Raw genomic sequence first — 18,367 nt, forward strand, 5'->3', positions numbered from 1 at the left:
AGCATGGACAGCATCTTCCCGACCGCCGCCGTGCTTCACGCCGGAGAGGAACAGCGCGCCCTGTGGACCGCATGGCGCCTCGCCCCCGACGATCCCGCCTACAACATGACCTACGCGGCGGAGCTGGCCCCCGGCACCGATCCGCAGCGCCTCGCCGCCGCCTTCGCCCGGGTGATCAGCGGGCATGAGGCGCTGTCGAGCCTCTACCGCGAGGACGCGGGCGGCCGGCTGGTGATGGAGCGCCTGCACGGCTTGCAGCCCGATGTCTCCATCCACGCCGCCGATCCGCTGAGCGATGCCGACCGCCTGGACTGGCTGGAGCGCGAGGCCGACGCGCCGCTGCCGCTCGACCGCGGCATCGCCTGCCGGGTGCGGCTTCTGGCGGAGGCGGGGACCGGAGCGGCGGAGCGGCTTCACCTGCTGGTCGTGCTGCATCACATCGCCGGCGATTACCTGTCCTTCGAGATCCTGTGCGAACAGGCTTTCACCGCCTACGAGGCGCTGTCGTCCGGCGCCGCAGAGCCGGCATTGCCGAGCGGCCGCTACGCCGCATGGCTGGAGCGCCAGCGCACCCTGCAATCCGGCCCGGACGCCGCCCGGCTGGAGAGCTTCTGGCGCACGCAGACCGTCGACATCGCCCCGCCGCCCGACCTGCCCGCCGACCGCAGCACCGCGCCCGGCCGGCCGGAGGAGGCCGATTTCCATCTGGATCCCGTCGCGACCGCGAGTCTGCGCGCAACCGCCGACCGGCTCGGCGTCGGGCTGTTCCCATTGCTGACGGCGGTCTTCCAGATCTTCCTGCACCGCTGGAGCGGCCAGGACCGCTTCACCATCGGCACGCCGGTGTCCGGCCGCCAGGGTGCCGCCGACCGCGCGATGATCGGCTATACGCTGAACGCCCTGCCCTGGTCCGCCGACCTGTCCGGCAATCCGACGGTCGCGGACGTGGCGCACACCGCCCATCGCACGCTGATGGCGCTGCTGCGCCACCGCCGCCTGCCGCTGGCCCGCATCACGTCGATGGCCGGGACCGGCGGCCCGCTGTTCCATCACATGACCACCTACGTCCCGGTCAGCCAGCGCGCCGCCATCGACCGAAACGTCCGGCGCGAGCTGTTCGCCCACCAGCGCGGCGCCGCCAATGCGCTCAACCTGCGCTGGGTGGACGGCGGCGACCGCCTGAACGGCCAGTGGCGCGCCGACCCGGCGCTGTTCGCGCCGGAAACCTCCGCCCGCATGCGGCGCGGCTTCCTGGCGCTGCTGGAGCGTGTGCTGGAGGACGCGGATGCCCCGGTTTCGACGGTGCAGGCGACTGCCGAAGAAGCCGATTGCTCGCTCCTCGACGCCCCAATTCTCCCTCTCCCCGGGGGGAGGGGATCTCGCCTCACCGCCCTCGCCCTGTTCAACGCCGCCACCTCCCGCCACCCCGACCGCAACGCCGTGGAGGACGGCGGCCATGCCCTGACCTATGCCGGCCTCGACGCCGCCGCCGCCCGGCTCGCCCGGCGCCTGCGCGCTGCCGGCGTGCGTCCCGGCGACCGCGTCGGGCTGTGGCTGCCGCGTGGTGCGGCGCTGGCCATCGGCATGATCGCGGCGTGGAAGGCGGGGGCCGCCTATCTCTGCCTCGACCCTGCCCTGCCCGACGCCCGTCTCGCCTTTCTGGCGTCCGACAGCCGCAGCCGCGCCATCGTCGGCACCGGCATGGCTCCCGACTGGCGATGCGATGCGACGTGGCTCGACATCGACGGGCAATCCGACGAGGCCGAGCCCGCCCCCCTCGCCGACAACCTCCCCGGCAACCCGGACCTGCCGGCCTACCTGATCTACACCTCCGGCTCCACCGGAACGCCGAAGGGCGTGGTCGTTACGCAAGGCAACCTCGCCACCTACGCCCGGGGCGTGCTGGCGGCAATGGACCTGCCGGAAGACGCCACCCTCGCCACGCTGGCCTCGGTCACCGCCGATCTCGGCTATACGGCATGGTTCGGTGCGCTGCTCGGCGGGCGGACATTGCGGCTGGTCGCCCCGGCGCTGGCCGAGGATCCCGACGCGCTGGCCCGTCATTTCGCCGCACGGCCGGTCGACATGCTGAAGATCGTGCCGTCCCATCTCGCCGCCCTGATGGCGGTCCCCGACCCGGCCCGCCTGCTGCCGCGCCGCTGCCTCGTCCTGGGCGGCGAGGCGCTGGACGGCGGCTTCGTCGCTCGACTGCGCAGTCTCGCCCCCGGCTGCCGCGTACTGAATCATTACGGCCCGACCGAGACCACCGTCGGCTGCCTCACATCCCCGGCCCCACAGGATCCGACCCTGCCGGTCCCCATCGGCACCCCCCTGCCCGGCATCCGCGCCGTGGTGCTGGACCGCCATGGCGATCCCGTCCCTCTCGGCGTCGTCGGCGAACTGGCCATCGGCGGTCCCACCGTCGCCGCCGGCTATCTCGCCCGCCCGGCCCTGACCGCCGAGCGCTTCGTTCCCGACCCGTGGGGCGAAGGCGGACGGCTCTATCGCACCGGCGACCGCGTGCGCATGACGACCGACGGCCCGATCGAGTTCCTCGGCCGCGCCGACGATCAGGTCAAGATCCGTGGCTTCCGCGTCGAGCTGGGCGAGGTCGACAGCTGGTTGCGCGGGCAGCCCGGGGTCGCCGAAGCCGTCACCGTCGCCCGCCCGTCCCCGACCGGTGACGGGTTGCGCCTCGCGGCCTTCGTGGCACCGGAAGCACTCGACACCGAGGCGCTACGCAGCGCCATGGCCGCGGCGCTGCCCGACGCCATGGTTCCCGCCAGCCTGCGGGCACTGCCGGTCCTGCCCCGCCTGCCCAACGGCAAGATCGACCGCAAGTCCCTGCCCGACGACGAACCTGCGCGAACCGTCGCCCCCGCGACTTCACGCAGCCTGACCCCGGCCGAGGAGACCCTGTCCTCCCTCTGGGCCGAGGTGCTGGGCCGCCCGTCGGTAGGCGTGGATGAGGATTTCTTCGCCATCGGCGGCGATTCGATCCTGGCGCTCCAGGTCATCGCCAAGGCGCGGCCGAAGGGGTTGGCCCTGAAGCCGAAGCTGTTCTTCCAGAAGCGCACGATCGCCGCCATCGCCGCCGCATTGCCTGCGGCCAAGCCCGCCGGGAAGCCCAGCGAAGAGCCCGCCGAAAAGCGCATGGAGCCTTTCGCCCTCAGCGGCCTTGATCCGCAAGCGCTCGCAACCCTGCAAGCCGAACGTCCGGCCCTGGAGGACGCCTATCCGCTGTCGTCCCTCCAGCAGGGCCTGTTGTTCCACAGCCTGATCGACCCTGCCGGCGGCGCTTATGTCAACCAGCTGGTGGTCGAAGCGGACGGCCCCTTCGATCCTGACAGCTTCACCGCCGCGTGGCAGGACACCGTCGCCGCCAACCCGATCCTGCGCACCGCCTTCCGCTGGGAGGGTGCCGACCGACCGCTGCAGCTGGTGGAGCGCGCCGCCACCCTCCCCGTCGCCCGGCGCGATTGGAGCGACCTGACGGAGAACGCCCGCGACGCCGCCCTGACCGCCTTCCTGGCGGAGGACCGGGCGCGCGGCTTCGCGCTGGACCGCGCCCCGCTGATGCGGCTGGTGCTGATCCGCTGCGGAGACGGCCGCTGGCTGCTGCTGTGGAGCCGCCATCATCTGGTGGTCGACGGCTGGTGTTCGATCCTGCTGCTGGACGAGGTGCTGGAACGCTACCGCGCCTGTCTGGCCGGCGAGACCCCGGCCCTGCCCGCCCGCCGCCCCTTCCGCGACCACATCGCCTGGACCCTGCGCCAGGACAGCGGCCGCTCAGCCGAATTCTGGCGCAGCTTCCTCGCCGGGGTGGAAGGTGCCACGCCGCTGCCCCTGCTGGCGCCGGCCCCGGAGTCAACCCCGGACTCCGGCAGCGCCGTCCCGCTCACCCGCACCGTCACGCTGGACGAGGCGGAGACCGCCCGTCTGACCGCCGCCGCGCGCGGGCTGGGCGTCACGCTCAACACGCTGGTGCAGGGCGCCTGGGGCCTCGTTCTGACCGCCCGCTCGGGGCGGGACGACGTGCTGTTCGGCGTCACCTCCGCCGGCCGGCCGGCCGATCTGGAAGGCGCCGAGCATATGCTGGGCGTCTTCATCAACACCCTGCCGCTGCGCGTGCGTGCGCCGGGCCGCCAGCGCCTCGGCGACTATCTGCGCGGCATCCAGGCCGACAGCGCCGCGATGCGCGAGCATGAGCACAGCGCACTGGCCGACATCCAGGCGCAGGCAGGAGTCGGCCCGCTGTTCGACACGCTGCTGGTCTTCCAGAACCTGCCGATGCTGGAGGGCCGGCGGCGCCGGGTCGGCGCGCTCGACCTGCGCCAGCGCGCCAATGTCGAACGCACCCATTACGGCCTGACGGTGGAGGTCTTCCCCGGCGAGGCGCTGGGCGCCGCCATCGACGCCGACGCCCGCCGCATCGATGCGACGTCGCTCAGCCGGATCGCCGAGGGCTTCCGCGCCGCCCTGCTGTCGTTGGCCCGTGGCGCCGCCACCCCGCTGGCCGCCCTGCCGCGCATGGGCGAGGCGGAGGCGCAAGCCTTGCGCCGCTGGAGCGTGACGCCCGCCCCCTACAGCCTGTCGCCCGGCTGGGTCGAGAGGGTCGCCGCCCGCGTCGCCGCCCACCCCGACCGCCTCGCCGCCCGCTGCGAGGGTGCCGGCCTGACCTATGGCGAACTCTGGCGGCACTCGGAGCAGCTGGCCCGCGGCCTGATCGCCGCCGGTGTCCGCCCCGACGATGCCGTCGCCCTGCTCGCCCCGCGCGGGCTGGAGCTGCTGTGCCTGATGGTCGCGGTGCTGCGGGCCGGCGGCGCCTGGGTGCCGCTCGACCCCGGCCATCCGCCCGCCCGCTGGGCCCAGGTGATGGCACAGGCCGGCAATCCGCTGCTGGTCCGCGATCCCGCCGTCTCCTGCGGCCTGCCCGCCCTGACCACTGCCGACCTGCTGGCCCGCGCCGACGCCGGCAGCCTGCGCACGCGCCCTGCCCGCGGCGACCAGCGCGCCTATGTGCTGTTCACCTCCGGCTCGACCGGCACGCCGAAGGGGGCGATGGTCACCCGCGACGGCATGCTGAACAACATGCTGGCGAAGCTCGACCCGCTCGGCCTGTCCGACCGGGACGTGATCGCCCAGACCGCCCCCGCCTGCTTCGACATCTCCGTCTGGCAGACGCTGACCGCCCCGCTGCTGGGTGGCGTGGTGGAGATCGTCCCCGACGCGGTGGTGCGCGACCCCGACGCCCTGCTCGACCGGCTGGCGACCTCCGGCGTCACCCTGTTCGAGCCGGTGCCGTCGCTGATGCGGACGCTGGCGGACACCCGCGATGCCGACGGCCGGCCCCGCCCGCTGCCTGCCCTGCGCTGGGTCCTGCCGACGGGGGAGGCGCTGAGCGCCGCCGATGCCGCCGCCTGGTTCGACGCCTACCCCGCCGTGCCGCTGATGAACGCCTACGGCCCGGCCGAATGCGCCGACGACGTGGCCTTCCACCCGCTGCACACCGCCCCCGCCGCCGGAAGCGCCGTCCCCATCGGCCGGCCGACGGCGGGGGCGGAGCTGCGCGTCGTCGATGGCGACCTCTCCCCCGCGCCGGTCGGCACGGTGGGCGAGATCGCCGTCGGCGGCGTCGGGGTGGGGCGCGGCTATCTCGGCGATCCGCGCCGCACCGCCGCCTCCTTCGTGCCCGATCCGGACGGCGCGCCGGGTTCGCGCCTCTACCGCAGCGGCGATCTTGGCCGCTGGACGGCCGACGGCGTCATCGAATGGGCCGGGCGCGGCGATTTCCAGATGAAGCTGCGCGGCTTCCGCATCGAAGCCGGCGAGGTCGAAGCCGCGCTGGAACGCCACCCCGCCGTCCGCCGCGCCGCCGTCCACATCCGCGCCGACCATCTGACGGCGTGGTGGGAAGCAGCCGACGACGGCGCCGCGGTCTCCAGCCCGGATCTCGCCACGCACGCCGCAGCCCTGCTGCCGCCCTACATGGTCCCGACCCGCTGGGTGCGGGTGACCGACTGGCCGCGCAACGCCAACGGCAAGCTCGACCGCAAGGCCCTGCCCGACCCCGACCAGCCCGCCGGCACCATCGCGGCCGAGCCGCCCGCCACCGGCACCGAACGCCGCCTCGCCACTCTGTGGCGGGAGCTGCTTCCCGGCACCGACATCGCCCGCGACGCCGATTTCTTCGCGCTCGGCGGCCATTCGCTGCTCGCCGCCCGGCTGATCGCCCGCCTGCGCCGCGACGGCTGGCCCGGCCTGCCCCTGCGCGCCGTCTTCGAGACACCGGTCCTGCGCGATCTCGCCTCCCGGCTCGACGCCCTCACCGCTCCGGCCGGTGACGACACCCCGCCCCTGCTGCCGGTGGAGCGGCGCGACGCCATGCCGGTGTCCCCCGCCCAGCAGCGCCTGTGGCTGGTCGACCGGCTGTCCGGCGGCGGCAGCGCCTATGTGATGGCGGCCTCGCTGCTGCTGACCGGCGACCTCGATCCGGTGGCGCTGGAAACCGCGCTGAACGCCGTGGTCGCCCGCCACGAGGTGCTGCGCACAGCCTATCCCGAGCAGGATGAGGAGCCGGCCGCCGTCGCCGCCCCCGCCCTGTTCGTGCCCCTGCCGCTGGAGGATCTGTCCGGCCTGCCGCCGGCCGAGCGGACCGCCTGCGCGCTGGCCCTGGCGGAGGAGGATGCCCGCACCCCCTTCGACCTCGCTGCCGGCCCGCTGCTGCGCGCCCGGCTGCTGCGGCTGGAGCCCGGCAGCCACCGGCTGCTGTTCGCCATGCACCACATCGTCGCCGACGGCTGGTCGGTCGGCGTTCTGTGCAGCGACCTCGCCACCGCCTACCGCGCGGCGCTGGCCGGGCGGGCGCCGGACTGGACGCCGCTGCCGGTGCAGTATGCCGACTACGCGGTGTGGCAGCGCGATCTGCTGTCGGGCGAGCGCCTGACCAGGCTGACCGGCTTCTGGCACGACCGCCTGTCCGGTGCGCCGACGGCGCTCGCCCTGCCGACCGACCGGCCGCGACCGCCGGTCGCCACCACCAGCGGCGGCAGCCTGCGCCTCGCCCTCGACCCCGCCCTGCTGGCGCGGGTGGAGGACTGGGCGCACCGCCGCGGCGCCACCGCCTTCATGGCGCTGCTCGCCGCCTTCAACGCCATGCTGCATGCGGAGACCGGCATGGACGATTTGCTGGTCGGAACCGACACCGCCGGCCGCCCCGACCGCGCGCTGGAAGGGCTGATCGGCTTCTTCGTCAATGTCGTGCCGCTGCGCTCCCGCCTGGAGCCGGAAGACAGCTTCGACAGCCTGCTCGACCGCACCGGCCGGATGGCGCTGGATGCCTTCGACCATGACGCCCTCCCCTTCGACCGCATCGTCGAAGCGGTCGGCGTGCCGCGCGACCGCAGCCGCAACCCGCTGGTCCAGGCACTGTTCGTCCTCCAGAACGTCCCCGGCGGCCCGCTGGAACTGCCCGGCCTGACCGTCGAACAGTCGGCCCCGGCCGAGCGCCAGTCCAAGTTCGACATGGCCCTGTTCCTGGAGCCGGAGCAGACCGCCGACGGTCCGACGCTGGCCGCCGACTGGGTGTTCGCCAGCGCCCTGTTCGATCCGGAAACCATGCGGCGCTTCCACCGCAACTGGGTGGCGCTGCTGGAGCGCGCCGTCGCCGACCCCACCCAACCCGTCTGCCCCAATATTCCTTCTGCCGGTCAGGAGTTCCACCCCATGGACCAGACCCGGCGCGCCAGCGCCACCCCCTCCCCCGATATGTCCGTCCGCCGGTCCTTCCCCATGCCGGGCTCCGAATTCCCGATCATGCTGGAGCCCGCCGTGCCGGGCCTCGACCCCGCCGCCTGGGCGCACGACAACCGCGGCCTGATCGACCAGTTGCTTCTACGCCACGGCGCCATCCTGTTCCGCGGCTTCGCCTTGCCCGACCCACAGGCCTTCGAGGCCTTCGCCGAAGCGATGGAGCCGACCGGCCTGTTCGGCTCCTACGGCGACCTGCCGAAGAAGGAGGGCGGGCGCAACACCTACCGCTCCACGCCCTACCCGGAGCGGCAGATGATCCTCTACCACAACGAGAGCAGCCATCTCGACCGCTGGCCGCGCAAGCAGTGGTTCTTCGCCGAACAGGTGGCGCCGGTCGGCGGCTGCACCCCCATCGTCGATTGCCGCGAGATGCTGAGGCGCCTGCCGGCCGATCTGGTGGCGACGCTGGAGACGCGCGGCCTGCTCTATGTCCGCACCTTCACCCCGCGCTTCGATGTCGGCTGGCGCGACTTCTTCAAGACCGACGACCGTGCGGCGGTGGCGGCGCGCTGTGCCGCCGGCGGCATCGAGCTGCGCTGGCTTGATGACGAGACGCCGCAGACCCGCACCCGCGCCCCGGCGGTGATCCGCCACCCGCTGACCGGCGAGCGCAGCTTCTTCAATCAGCTGCAACTCCACCACCCCGCCTGCCTGGAGCCCGACCTGCGCGAGGATCTGCTGGACCTCGTCGGCATCGACCGCCTGCCCCGCAACGTGCTGTTCGGCGACGGCGAGACCATCCCGGACGAGACCATGGCCCTGATCGGCGACGCCTACGAGGACTGCGCCGTGCGTTTCCAGTGGCTGCGCGGGGACGCGGTGATGGTCGACAACATGCTGACCGCCCATGCCCGCGACCCCTATGAAGGCCCCCGCCGCATCGTCGTCGCCATGGGCGCGATGGTGGAGCGGCAGGCCGTCGCCGCCGGACTCGAGGAGATGGCCTGATGACCGCCCAAATGACAACCGGGATGAGCGCCGAGACCACCATCCCCGCCCTGCTTTCCGCCCAGACCGCACACAGCCCCGACGCCCCGGCCCTGAAGGACGGCGCGCGCACCCTCAGCTACGCCGCGCTGGACGCGCTGGTCGACCGGCTGGCCCGCCATCTGCGCCGCGACGGCGTCGGACCGGAGCAGCGGGTGGCGCTGGCCCTGCCGCGCTCCGCCGAACTGGTCATCGCCCTGCATGCCGTCATGCGGGCGGGCGGCGCCTATGTGCCGGTCGATCCGGCATGGCCGGACGCCCGCCGTACCGCAGTTCTCGATGCCGCCCGGCCGTGCCGGCTGCTGACCGCCGCCGATGTCGCCGCCTTGCTGGAGCGGCGGGCGCCCGACATCGCGCTACCGCCCCCGGCGCCGCAGGACGCCGCCTATCTGCTGTTCACCTCCGGCTCCACCGGCACGCCGAAGGGCGTGGTGGTCGAACATGCCCAGCTCGCCGCCTATGTCGCGGCGGTGACGGCGGCGCTCGGCCTGACCGCCTGCCGCCGCTTCGCCCTGACCTCCACCGTCGCCGCCGACCTCGGCAACACCACCCTGTTCGGGGCGCCGGCGGCAGGCGGCTGTCTGGTGGTGGCGGACGAGGCGACGATGACCGACGGCGCCGCCTTCGCCCGCTTCCTCTGGGATGAGGCCATCGACTGCCTGAAGATCGTGCCGTCGCATCTGGCCGCCCTCATCGACCACCCGGCTCCCGTCCTGCCCGCCACGCTGATCCTCGGTGGCGAGCCCGCCACCCGCCCCTTGCTGGAGGCGATCCGCAATGCCGCCCCGGCCTGCCGCGTCTTCAACCATTATGGCCCGACCGAGACCACCGTCGGCGTGATGGTCCATGCCCTGCCCTCGGACGCGCCGCTGCCCGACCGCCTGCCGCTCGACCGCGTTCTGGCGGGAAGCGGCGTCCGGCTGCTAGACCCGGCCGGCAAGCCGGTTGAAACGGGTGGAGAGGGCGAGCTGGTGATCGGTGGCGCCCAGGTCGCCCGCGGCTATCTCGACCGCCCGGATGATGCGGCCTTCTTCACCGACCCCGACGGCACCCGCTTCTACCGCAGCGGCGACCGCGCCCGGGTGCTGCCCGGCGGCGGGCTGGAGCTGATCGGCCGCATCGACGACCAGATCAAGATCCGCGGCTTCCGCGTCGAACCGGCGGAGATCGAGGCCGCCCTCCTCGCGCTGCCCGGCATCGCCCAGGCGGCGGTGAAGCTGGTGGGCACCGACCGGCTGGTCGCCTATGTGGTCGCCACGGCCGGGGCCGGCTCCGACCCGGCCGCCCTGCGGGAAGCCTTGCGCGCCCGCCTGCCCGACGCGATGGTCCCGGCCGAGATCGTGGCGCTCGACCGCCTGCCGCGGCTCGGCAACGGCAAGATCGACCGCGCCGCCCTGCCCGACCCGGTCAGCGTTTCGGCGCAACCGGCCAACGACGCCGCCCCACTGGAAACGTTGATCGCCGGGCTGATCGCCACCCTGCTGGAACGTGAGCGGGTCGGTCCGGCCGACAACCTGTTCGACCTGGGCGGCCATTCGCTGATGGTCATCAAGCTGGTGTCCCGCCTGCGCCGCCGCCTGGGGGTGGAGGTGCCGCCGGGCCTCGTCTTCGACCATCCGACCCCGGCCGGCCTCGCCCAGGCCCTGCGCGCCACGGAAGCCGAGCCGGGTCAACTCGACCGCGCCGCGGCGTAATCGCCCTTTCCCCTGGATCCCCTCTCCCCACTATCGGCGGACCTATGGTCCGCCCGTCGCGTCAGCGCAAACGAAGTTTGCGCGTGAGCGGGGGGAGAGGGGGATTCCGCATTTCCCCACCCCACGACAACACGGTACGCCTCCATGGCCGATACGCTCGCCCCCAGCCTGCATGACATCGCGCGGGGCTTCGCCCGGCTGCCGACGGACAAGCGGCGCGGCTTCCTCGACGCGCTGCGGGCGCGCGGCATCGCCTTTTCGCGGCTCCCCGTTCCGAAGCGACAGGGCGACGCGGCGGCCCCCGTCCCGGCCTCTCCCGCGCAGCGCCAACTGTGGACCCTGCAGCGTCTCGACCCCGCATCGCCCGCCTACCACATGCCGGGCGCCTTCCGGCTGAGCGGCCGCCTCAATCCCACAGCGCTGGAAGCAGCCCTGAACGCGGTCGCCGCCCGCCATGAAATCCTGCGCACCGCCTACCGGGAGGACGGCGACGGTCGCCTGTGGGCGGTCCCCCTCCCCGACCGCCCTGTCCGCCTCCATCACCACGACCTGAGCAACCGGCCGGACGCCGCCCCCGGCTTCGCCGAACGTCTCGCCGCCGCCCCCTTCGATCTGGAGCGCGACTCCCCCTGGCGTGCCGACCTGCTAAGGCTTGGCCCCGACGAGCACGGGCTGCTGGTCACCCTGCACCACATCGCCGCCGACGGCGCCAGCATCGGGCTGCTGATGGCAGACCTCGCCGCCGCCTACAACGCCGTGCGCCAGGGCCGCCCGCCCGCCCTGTCCGAGCTGACGGTGCAGCATGCCGACCTCGCGCTTTGGCAGGCGGCGTGGCTGGAGGCGGGAGAAGCCGACCGCCAGACCGAATTCTGGCGCACCACCCTGTCCGGTGCCCCCGCCCGCCTGACCCTGCCCGGCTTCGAGACGGAAAGCAGCGACGACAGCGGCGGCGAACAGACCACCCTCCTGCCCTCCCCCCTCTCCGGCACGGTGAAGCAACTGGCCGCGAGCGAAGGCTGCACCCTCTTCACAGTCCTGCTTGCCGCCTACGCCCTGCTGCTCGGCCGGATGAGCGGGCAGGACGAACTGGTCATCGGCATCCCCGTCGCCGGCCGCCGCCAGCCGGAAGCCGAACAGGCCATCGGCTGCTTCGTCAACACGCTGCCCCTTCGCCTGCGCCTTTCCCCCGCCCAGCCCTTCCGACGCTGGCTGCACGAGATCGCCGGTGCTGTCGCCGCCGCCCAGGACAACCAGGACCTCCCCTTCGACCTCATCCAGGAAACGGTGCGGGCGGAACGCGGCGCCGCTCCGCTGGTCCAGGTGATGTTCGACCACCGCCCGGCCCCCGTCACTTTCGGCGGCCCGGACGGCTTGCAACTGGACGGCCTGCGGCTGGAGCCGCTGGAGTTGCCGGTGCGCCGCGCCAAGTTCGACCTCGCCCTTGCCGGCACCGAACGGCCCGACGGCACGATCCTCGCCCGCCTCGCCCACCGGGGAGAGGCCATCCCGGCGGCCCGCCTGCTGCGGCGCTGGCAGCGCCTGCTGACGCAGGTCGCGGCATCCCCCGACCGCCCGTTGCGCGCCCTCGACATCCGCTGCGAGGACGAAATCCAGACCATCGCCCGATGGTCCCGTGATCCCGACTGGACCGGCATCACCCCAGAGCCTGTCCCCGTCCTGCTCGCCCGCCTCGCCGCCGAGCGGCCGGACGCCCCGGCCATCCTGTTCGGCGCGGACACCGTGACCCGCGGGAAGCTGGACCGCCGGGCCAACCGCCTCGCCCACCGGCTGATCGCGCTCGGCGCCGGGCCGGAAAGCCGCGTCGGCGTCTGCCTGTCCCGCTCGCCCGAGCTGATCGTCGCCTTCCTGGCCGTGCTGAAGTCCGGTGCGGCCTTCATCCCCCTGGACCCCGCCCACCCCGCAGAGCGCCAGCAGGCGATCCGCGAGGCAGCCGGCCTGTCGCTGCTGATCGCCGATACCCCGCTCGACGGCGTGACCACACTCCGTCCCGACGAGGTGGATGACACCCCCGATCACGCACCCGAAGTGGCGATCCACCCGCACGGCCTCGCCTATGTCATCCACACCTCGGGGTCCACCGGGACGCCGAAGGGGGTGGCGGTGGAGCATGGCCCGCTCGCCATGCATTGCGTCGCCACCGGCGCCGTCTACGACATGGGGCCGGACAGCCGCGAGCTGCATTTCCTGTCCTTCACCTTCGACGGCGCGCATGAACGCTGGATGACGGCGCTGGCCGCCGGCGGCGCCATCCTGTTGCGTGACGACAGCCTGTGGACGGCGGAGCAGACCTATGACGCCATCCGCCGCCACCGCCTGACCCACGCCGGCTTCCCGCCGAAATACCTGCAACAGCTGGCCGCCTGGGCAGAGCAGCAGGGCGGTGAGCCGCCGCCGATGCAGCTCTATTCCTTCGGCGGGGAGGCGATGCCACGGGCCGGGCTGGAGCGGCTGTTCCGCGCCCTGCGCCCCCGCCACGCCATCAACGGCTACGGCCCGACCGAGACCGTCGTGACCCCGCTTGTCTGGAAAGGCGACGGCACCAGCCTGCCCGACAGCCCCTATGTTCCGATCGGCCGCCCGGTCGGCGACCGCAGCGCCCATATCCTCGACGACGATCTCAACCCGCTGCCGATCGGCGTGACGGGGGAGCTGTGGATCGGCGGCGGCGGCCTTGCCCGCGGCTATCTCGGCCGCCCGGCGGCGACGGCAGAGCGCTTCATCCCCGACCCCTTCGGTCGTCCCGGCGCCCGCCTCTACCGCACCGGCGATCTCGCCCGCTGGCGGGAGGACGGCACCGTCGAGTTCCTCGGCCGCCGCGACCATCAGGTGAAGCTGCGCGGCTTCCGCATCGAACTGGGCGAGATCGAGGCCCATCTGGCCGCCGAACCCGGCGTGCGCGAAGCCGTGGTGGTCGCGCAGGAGACCGACGGCGTCACCCGTCTCGTCGGCTATCTGGTGCCATCCCCCGGCGCCAAGCCAGACCCCGCCGCCGTCACCGCGGCGCTGGCGGCCCGCCTGCCCGCCCACATGGTGCCCGCCCGGCTGATGGTGCTGGACGCCATCCCCGTCACCCCGACCGGCAAGCTCGACCGCGCCGCCCTGCCCACCCCGCGCTGGGAAGCCGCCGACCAGGTGGCTCCGTCCACCCCGGTGGAGGAGCTGCTGGTCCGGCTGTGGCGGGAGGCGCTGAACGCGGGGCGCGTCGGCGTCACCGACAATTTCTTCGAGATCGGCGGCGATTCGATCATCGCGCTCCAGATCGTCGCCCGCGCCCGCGCCGCCGGCCTGCGCATCACCCCGAAGCAGCTGCTGGAGCGCCAGACCATCGCCGCCCTGGCGCTGGTGGCGGAGGAGGTCGCCCCCACCGCCGGTACCGCGACGGAGGCTCCCGACGGCCCATCGCCGCTGGCGCCGATCCAGGCCTGGTTCTTCGACCAGCCGGTCCCCAACCGCCACCGCTGGAACCAGTCGGTGCTGCTGGCCGCGACCGTCCGCGTCGACGCCGCCCGGCTGGCCGGCGCGCTCGCCATGGTCGCCGGCCGCCACGACGCGCTGCGCCTGCGCTTCTGCCAGACGGCCGACGGCAGTTGGGCGCAGACCCATGCCGACGGCCGGCATGACGCGCTGCGCCTGCGCTTCTGCCAGACGGCGGACGGCAGCTGGACGCAGACCCATGCCGACGGCCCCGCCACCATCCCGCTGGACGAGGCGGAGGCCGCCGACGACGACGCCGTCACCCGCCTGTGCGACGAGGCGCAGGGCCGGCTCGACCTCGCCGCCGGGCCGCTGATGCGGGCGCTGCTGATCCGCAAGACGGATGGTGCGCAGCGTCTGTTCCTGGTGGCCCATCATCTGGTGGTGGACGGCGTCTCCTGGCGCATCCTGCTGGAGGATCTGGCGGCGGCCCTGCAAGGCCCCTGCATGCTCGACCGGCTGCCCGCCGCCGGCACCCCCTTCGCCCTGTGGGCGCGGCGTCTGGTGCAGGAGGTTCCCCGCTTCCTCGGCCAGCTCGACCGGTGGCGCCATGCACTGGACACTCCGCCGCTGCCAGTGGATGGCCCGCTATCGCTCAACACCCGCCGCCATGCCGTCACCCACAGCCTCCGGCTCGACCGCGTCCGGACCCGCGCCCTGCTGACCGAGGCGCCGGCCGCCTACCGCACCCGCATCGACACGCTGCTGCTGACCGCGGTCGCCCGCGCGGTCCAGCGCCGCTGGTCCGCCGACGCCCTGACCGTCCATGTCGAGGGCCATGGCCGCGAGGCCCTGTTCCCCGACCTCGACGTCGGCCGCACCGTCGGCTGGTTCACCAGCGTCTTTCCCGTCCGCCTCGCCCCGCCGCCCTCCTGGGATGGCGCCATCCGCCATGTCAAGGAGGCGCTGCGCGCCGTTCCCGATGGCGGCATCGGCTTCAACCTGCTGCGCCATCTCGGCCCGCCCGACACCCGCGCCGCGCTGTCCGGCCGTCCGGTCGCGCTGTCCTTCAACTATCTGGGACAGTTCGACGGCGGCGCCGCCGACACGCCCTGGCGCCCGGCGCCGGAGGAGTGCGGTGCCGGCACCGATCCGGACGCGCCGCTGGGCGCGCTGATCTCCATCGACGGGCAGGTGATGGCGGGGGAGCTGACCCTGCACGCCCGCGCCAGCGCCGCCCTGTTCCCGGACAGTGTGATCGCCGCCCTGATGGAGGATGTCCGTGCCGCCCTGGCGGAGCTGACCACGCACTGCGCCAGCGTCCCGCCGGGTCAGGCCACCCCGTCCGACTTCCCGCTGGTGCCGCTGACCCAGACCGACATCGACACGCTGCCCATCCCCGCCACGGCAATCGCCGATATCCTGCCGGCGACGCCGATGCAGGCGGCGATGCTGCGCCACAGCCTGACCAACCCGTCCTCCGACGCCTACAAGGTGCAGGTCTGGGCGACCATCGACCGGCTCGACCCCGACCGGCTGGCCGCGGTGTGGCGCGAGGTGATCGCCCGCCACGACATTCTGCGCGCCGCCTTCGCCGAGGTACCGCAGACCGACGGCGGGACGCAGCCCCTTTTGGTCGTCGCCAAGGCCGCCGACCTGCCCGTCACCCTGCTGGACTGGCGCGACGAGCCCGATCCGGAAACCGCCTGGAACCGCCTGTGCGACGATGAATACCGCCGCCGCTTCGACGTTGACCAGGCGCCGCTGATGCGGGTGACGATGGTGCGCACCGGCCCGGCCACCCACCGCTTCCTGTGGACTTGGCACCACGCCTTGCTCGACGGCTGGAGCATGTCGCGCCTGCTGGGCGATGTCCTGCGCCTTTATGACGGCGCCCCCGTGCCGCCGCCGGTCGTGCGCCTGCGCGATCTCGCCGCCTGGACCCAGGCGGCCGGTCCGGCACGGGAACAGGCCGCCGCCCATTGGCGCGCGCAGCTGGCCGCCCTGCCCGCCCCCACCCGCCTGACCGAAGTCCTGCCGCCGCCCCCCCAGCCGGAAGCGGACGATGCGGAGGAGCGCACCATCGACGCCGCCACCGTCCAGCGGCTCCAGCGCCATGCCGGCGCCCGCAAGGTGACCTTGAACACGCTGGTCCAGGCGGCGTGGCTGCGGCTGCTGGCGGCGCTGACCGGCCAGCGCACCGTTGCCTTCGGCGCGGTGATGTCCGGCCGCTCCGTCGAGATGCCGGGGATCGATCATGTCACCGGACTGCTGGTCGGCGTCCTGCCGCTGGTCTGCGAGGCGGACGCCAGCGCGGATGACGGCACCGGCGATGACGGCAGCCGGCTGCGCGCCCTCTTCGACGCCAACATCGCCGCCCGCCAGCACGAGCATGCCCCGCCACCGGATCTGCAAAGCTGGACTGGAACCGCCCCCTTCGACAGCGTGGTGATCTTCGAGAACTATCCGGTGGACGACGCCCTGTGGCTGAGCGAGCGGGCAACCCTGTCCTTCCGCGACGTCGGCAACCGTGGCCGGATGAGCTGGCCGCTGACCCTGGTGGTGGTGCCGCGCGACACGCTGGTGCTGCGCCTGGAATATGCCGGCACCCTGCTGCGCCGCGCCGACGTGACGGCCCTGGCCAACCGTCTGGTGGCGGAGCTGGAGCGCTTCAGCGCCCCGGTTTCTGGAAACCCGGCGTCTGGATCACCCTGATGTCCATGCCCGAGCCGTTCTGAAGGATGCGGAAGCCCTGACCGCCGTTGCGGATGGTGCTGTCGATGCTGTTGTTGGCTCCGGTCTGGGTGACGGACAGGCTGCTGTTGCCCTCCTGGACGGTGGTCACCTCGTTGCCCACGCCGTCCTGCCGGTGCTCTGAGTCGTTGTTGGCACCGCGCTGAACGGTGGAGGACAGGTTGCCGCTGCCGCTCTGGCGGACGCTGGAGCGGTTGCCGGACCCTGACTGCGTGACGGTCGCGCGGTTGGCGGCGCCGTCCTGCATCAGCGTTGCGTCGTTGCCGCTCCCGGCCTGGGCGATCGACGCGGCATTGCTGCCGAGCTGGCTGATGCTGGCCCGCTGCCGCTGGCCGGACTGGGTGATGGCGGCGCTGTTGCTGCCGGATTGCACCTGCTCGGCCCACAGCTGCGTTCCGGTCTGCCGGGTATCGGCGCTGTTCGCCCCGGTCTGCACATGGCTGGCCCGGTTGCCCTCGCCGATCTGGTCGATGTAGGCGACGCTGCCGGCCGCCGCCGGACCGGCCAGCAGGATCAGCAGGACGGTGCAGGGAACACGCATGGTGGACCTCCTTTGCCGGCGGGGAGGTGGAGCGCTGCCCCGCCTCCCTGCCCTATTTCCCTCGGATCAGCGCTGGATCTGCGTGTTGCGGTTGCCGGTGCCGTCCTGCCGGGCGCCGACGGTGTTGTTGTTGCCGGTCTGCGACTGGATGGACCGGTTGTCGGCGCCGTTCTGGTACAGCGAGGCGGTGTTGAAGTTGCCGCGCTGGGTCTGTTCGCCGGTGTTGGTGGGCGACGCGGTGGCGCTGGTGATCTGCAGGGCGTCGGCGCTGTTGCCGTTGCCCGTCTGGCTCTGGGTCAGCACGTTGTACATGCCCTGCTGACGGCCGGTGGCGGCGTTGCCCGATCCGGACTGCGTCTGGGTCAGGCCGTTGTACATCCCATCCTGCCGACCGGAGGCGCTGTTGCCGGTCCCGCTCTGGGTCTGGGTGATGGTGTTGTAGGAGCCGCTCTGGAGGGCGGCGGCCACGTTCAGATCGCCGCTCTGGGTCTGGCCGGCGGTGTTCCTGACGCCGGTCTGGGTGATGCGCGCGCTCTGCGACCGCCCGTCCCGCTGGTTCTGCGTCGCCTGGTTTTCGGTCTCCGCCTGCTCGATGTAGGCGGCGCTGCCGGCCGTGTTGGTCTGGGCCTGCGTCGCCTTGTTCCTGCTGTCTGACTGGCGCAGGTCCAGCAGACTGTTGGAGCCGCCGGACTGGCTCTGGCTGCCGGTGTTGGTGACGCCGGTCTGCGAGGCGACGGCGCGGTTGGCGATGCCGCCCGCACCGGTCTGCGTCAGCACATGGCCGGAGCCGGCCTGCGTCGCCGACAGCTGGTTGCGCTGGCCGTTGGTCTGCTTCTGGGCAAGGTCATTGCGGTCGCCGGTCTGCGAGGCGGCGGCCCTGTTGCCCGTACCCCCGGTCTGCGACAGCACGGCCTTGTTGGAGAAGCCCTTCTGGACGGTGCTGGTGCTGTTGCCGCTGCCCCGCTCCTGGGTCTGTTCGTTGGTGTTGAAGGTGCCGGCCTGATCGATGTAGGCGGCGTTCCCCCGCGACTGGGCGGATGCCGTTCCCGACACCGCGGCGAGAGCCAGAACCGCGGCGGTGACGAAGAGAGACGTCTTCATGGCGTGCGATTTCCTCAATTTATGGTGCGACACGGCTGCCAAA

General features: G+C 72.9%; 5 protein-coding genes. 3 read left to right on the top strand and 2 right to left on the bottom strand.

Features of this window, described 5'->3' with window-relative positions; genetic code table 11:
- Nucleotides 1-3 precede the first annotated feature (3 nt).
- The 3 genes from E6C72_RS28525 (at nucleotide 4) to E6C72_RS28535 (ending at nucleotide 16,643) form a co-directional block, all read left to right on the top strand.
- Nucleotides 4-8,760 carry a non-ribosomal peptide synthetase gene (locus E6C72_RS28525; RefSeq protein WP_109442880.1) on the top strand — a complete coding sequence of 2,919 codons (8,757 nt, stop codon included), beginning with the start codon at nucleotides 4-6 and terminating at the stop codon, nucleotides 8,758-8,760.
- A complete protein-coding gene (locus E6C72_RS28530) occupies nucleotides 8,760-10,493 on the top strand; it encodes a non-ribosomal peptide synthetase (RefSeq protein WP_109442879.1) in 1,734 nt (577 codons plus the stop codon). The genes E6C72_RS28525 and E6C72_RS28530 overlap by 1 nt, the downstream gene beginning before the upstream one ends.
- Before the next feature lie 144 nt (nucleotides 10,494-10,637).
- The gene (locus tag E6C72_RS28535) at nucleotides 10,638-16,643 is read left to right on the top strand and encodes a non-ribosomal peptide synthetase (protein WP_136700867.1); all 6,006 of its coding nucleotides are present in this window, start codon (nucleotides 10,638-10,640) and stop codon (nucleotides 16,641-16,643) included.
- Here E6C72_RS28535 and E6C72_RS28540 read toward each other — a convergent pair.
- Nucleotides 16,600-17,223, bottom strand: coding sequence for a hypothetical protein (locus E6C72_RS28540; protein ID WP_109865431.1), 624 nt, complete (start codon nucleotides 17,221-17,223; stop codon nucleotides 16,600-16,602). The two genes, E6C72_RS28535 and E6C72_RS28540, sit on opposite strands and share 44 nt — an antisense overlap.
- A gap of 66 nt (nucleotides 17,224-17,289) precedes the next feature.
- Entirely contained in the window at nucleotides 17,290-18,324 is a 1,035-nt protein-coding gene (locus tag E6C72_RS28545) for a hypothetical protein (protein WP_109865432.1), read from the bottom strand.
- Between the last annotated feature and the right edge of the window lie 43 nt (nucleotides 18,325-18,367).

Source organism: Azospirillum sp. TSH100 (assembly GCF_004923295.1).
Lineage (GTDB): Bacteria > Pseudomonadota > Alphaproteobacteria > Azospirillales > Azospirillaceae > Azospirillum.

Coding starts and splice junctions, on each gene's coding strand:
- E6C72_RS28535 (WP_136700867.1), top strand. CDS start 10,638: ATGGCCGATACGCTCGCCCCCAGCCTGCATGACATCGCGCGGGGCTTC.
- E6C72_RS28530 (WP_109442879.1), top strand. CDS start 8,760: ATGACCGCCCAAATGACAACCGGGATGAGCGCCGAGACCACCATCCCC.
- E6C72_RS28540 (WP_109865431.1), bottom strand. CDS start 17,223: ATGCGTGTTCCCTGCACCGTCCTGCTGATCCTGCTGGCCGGTCCGGCG.
- E6C72_RS28545 (WP_109865432.1), bottom strand. CDS start 18,324: ATGAAGACGTCTCTCTTCGTCACCGCCGCGGTTCTGGCTCTCGCCGCG.
- E6C72_RS28525 (WP_109442880.1), top strand. CDS start 4: ATGGACAGCATCTTCCCGACCGCCGCCGTGCTTCACGCCGGAGAGGAA.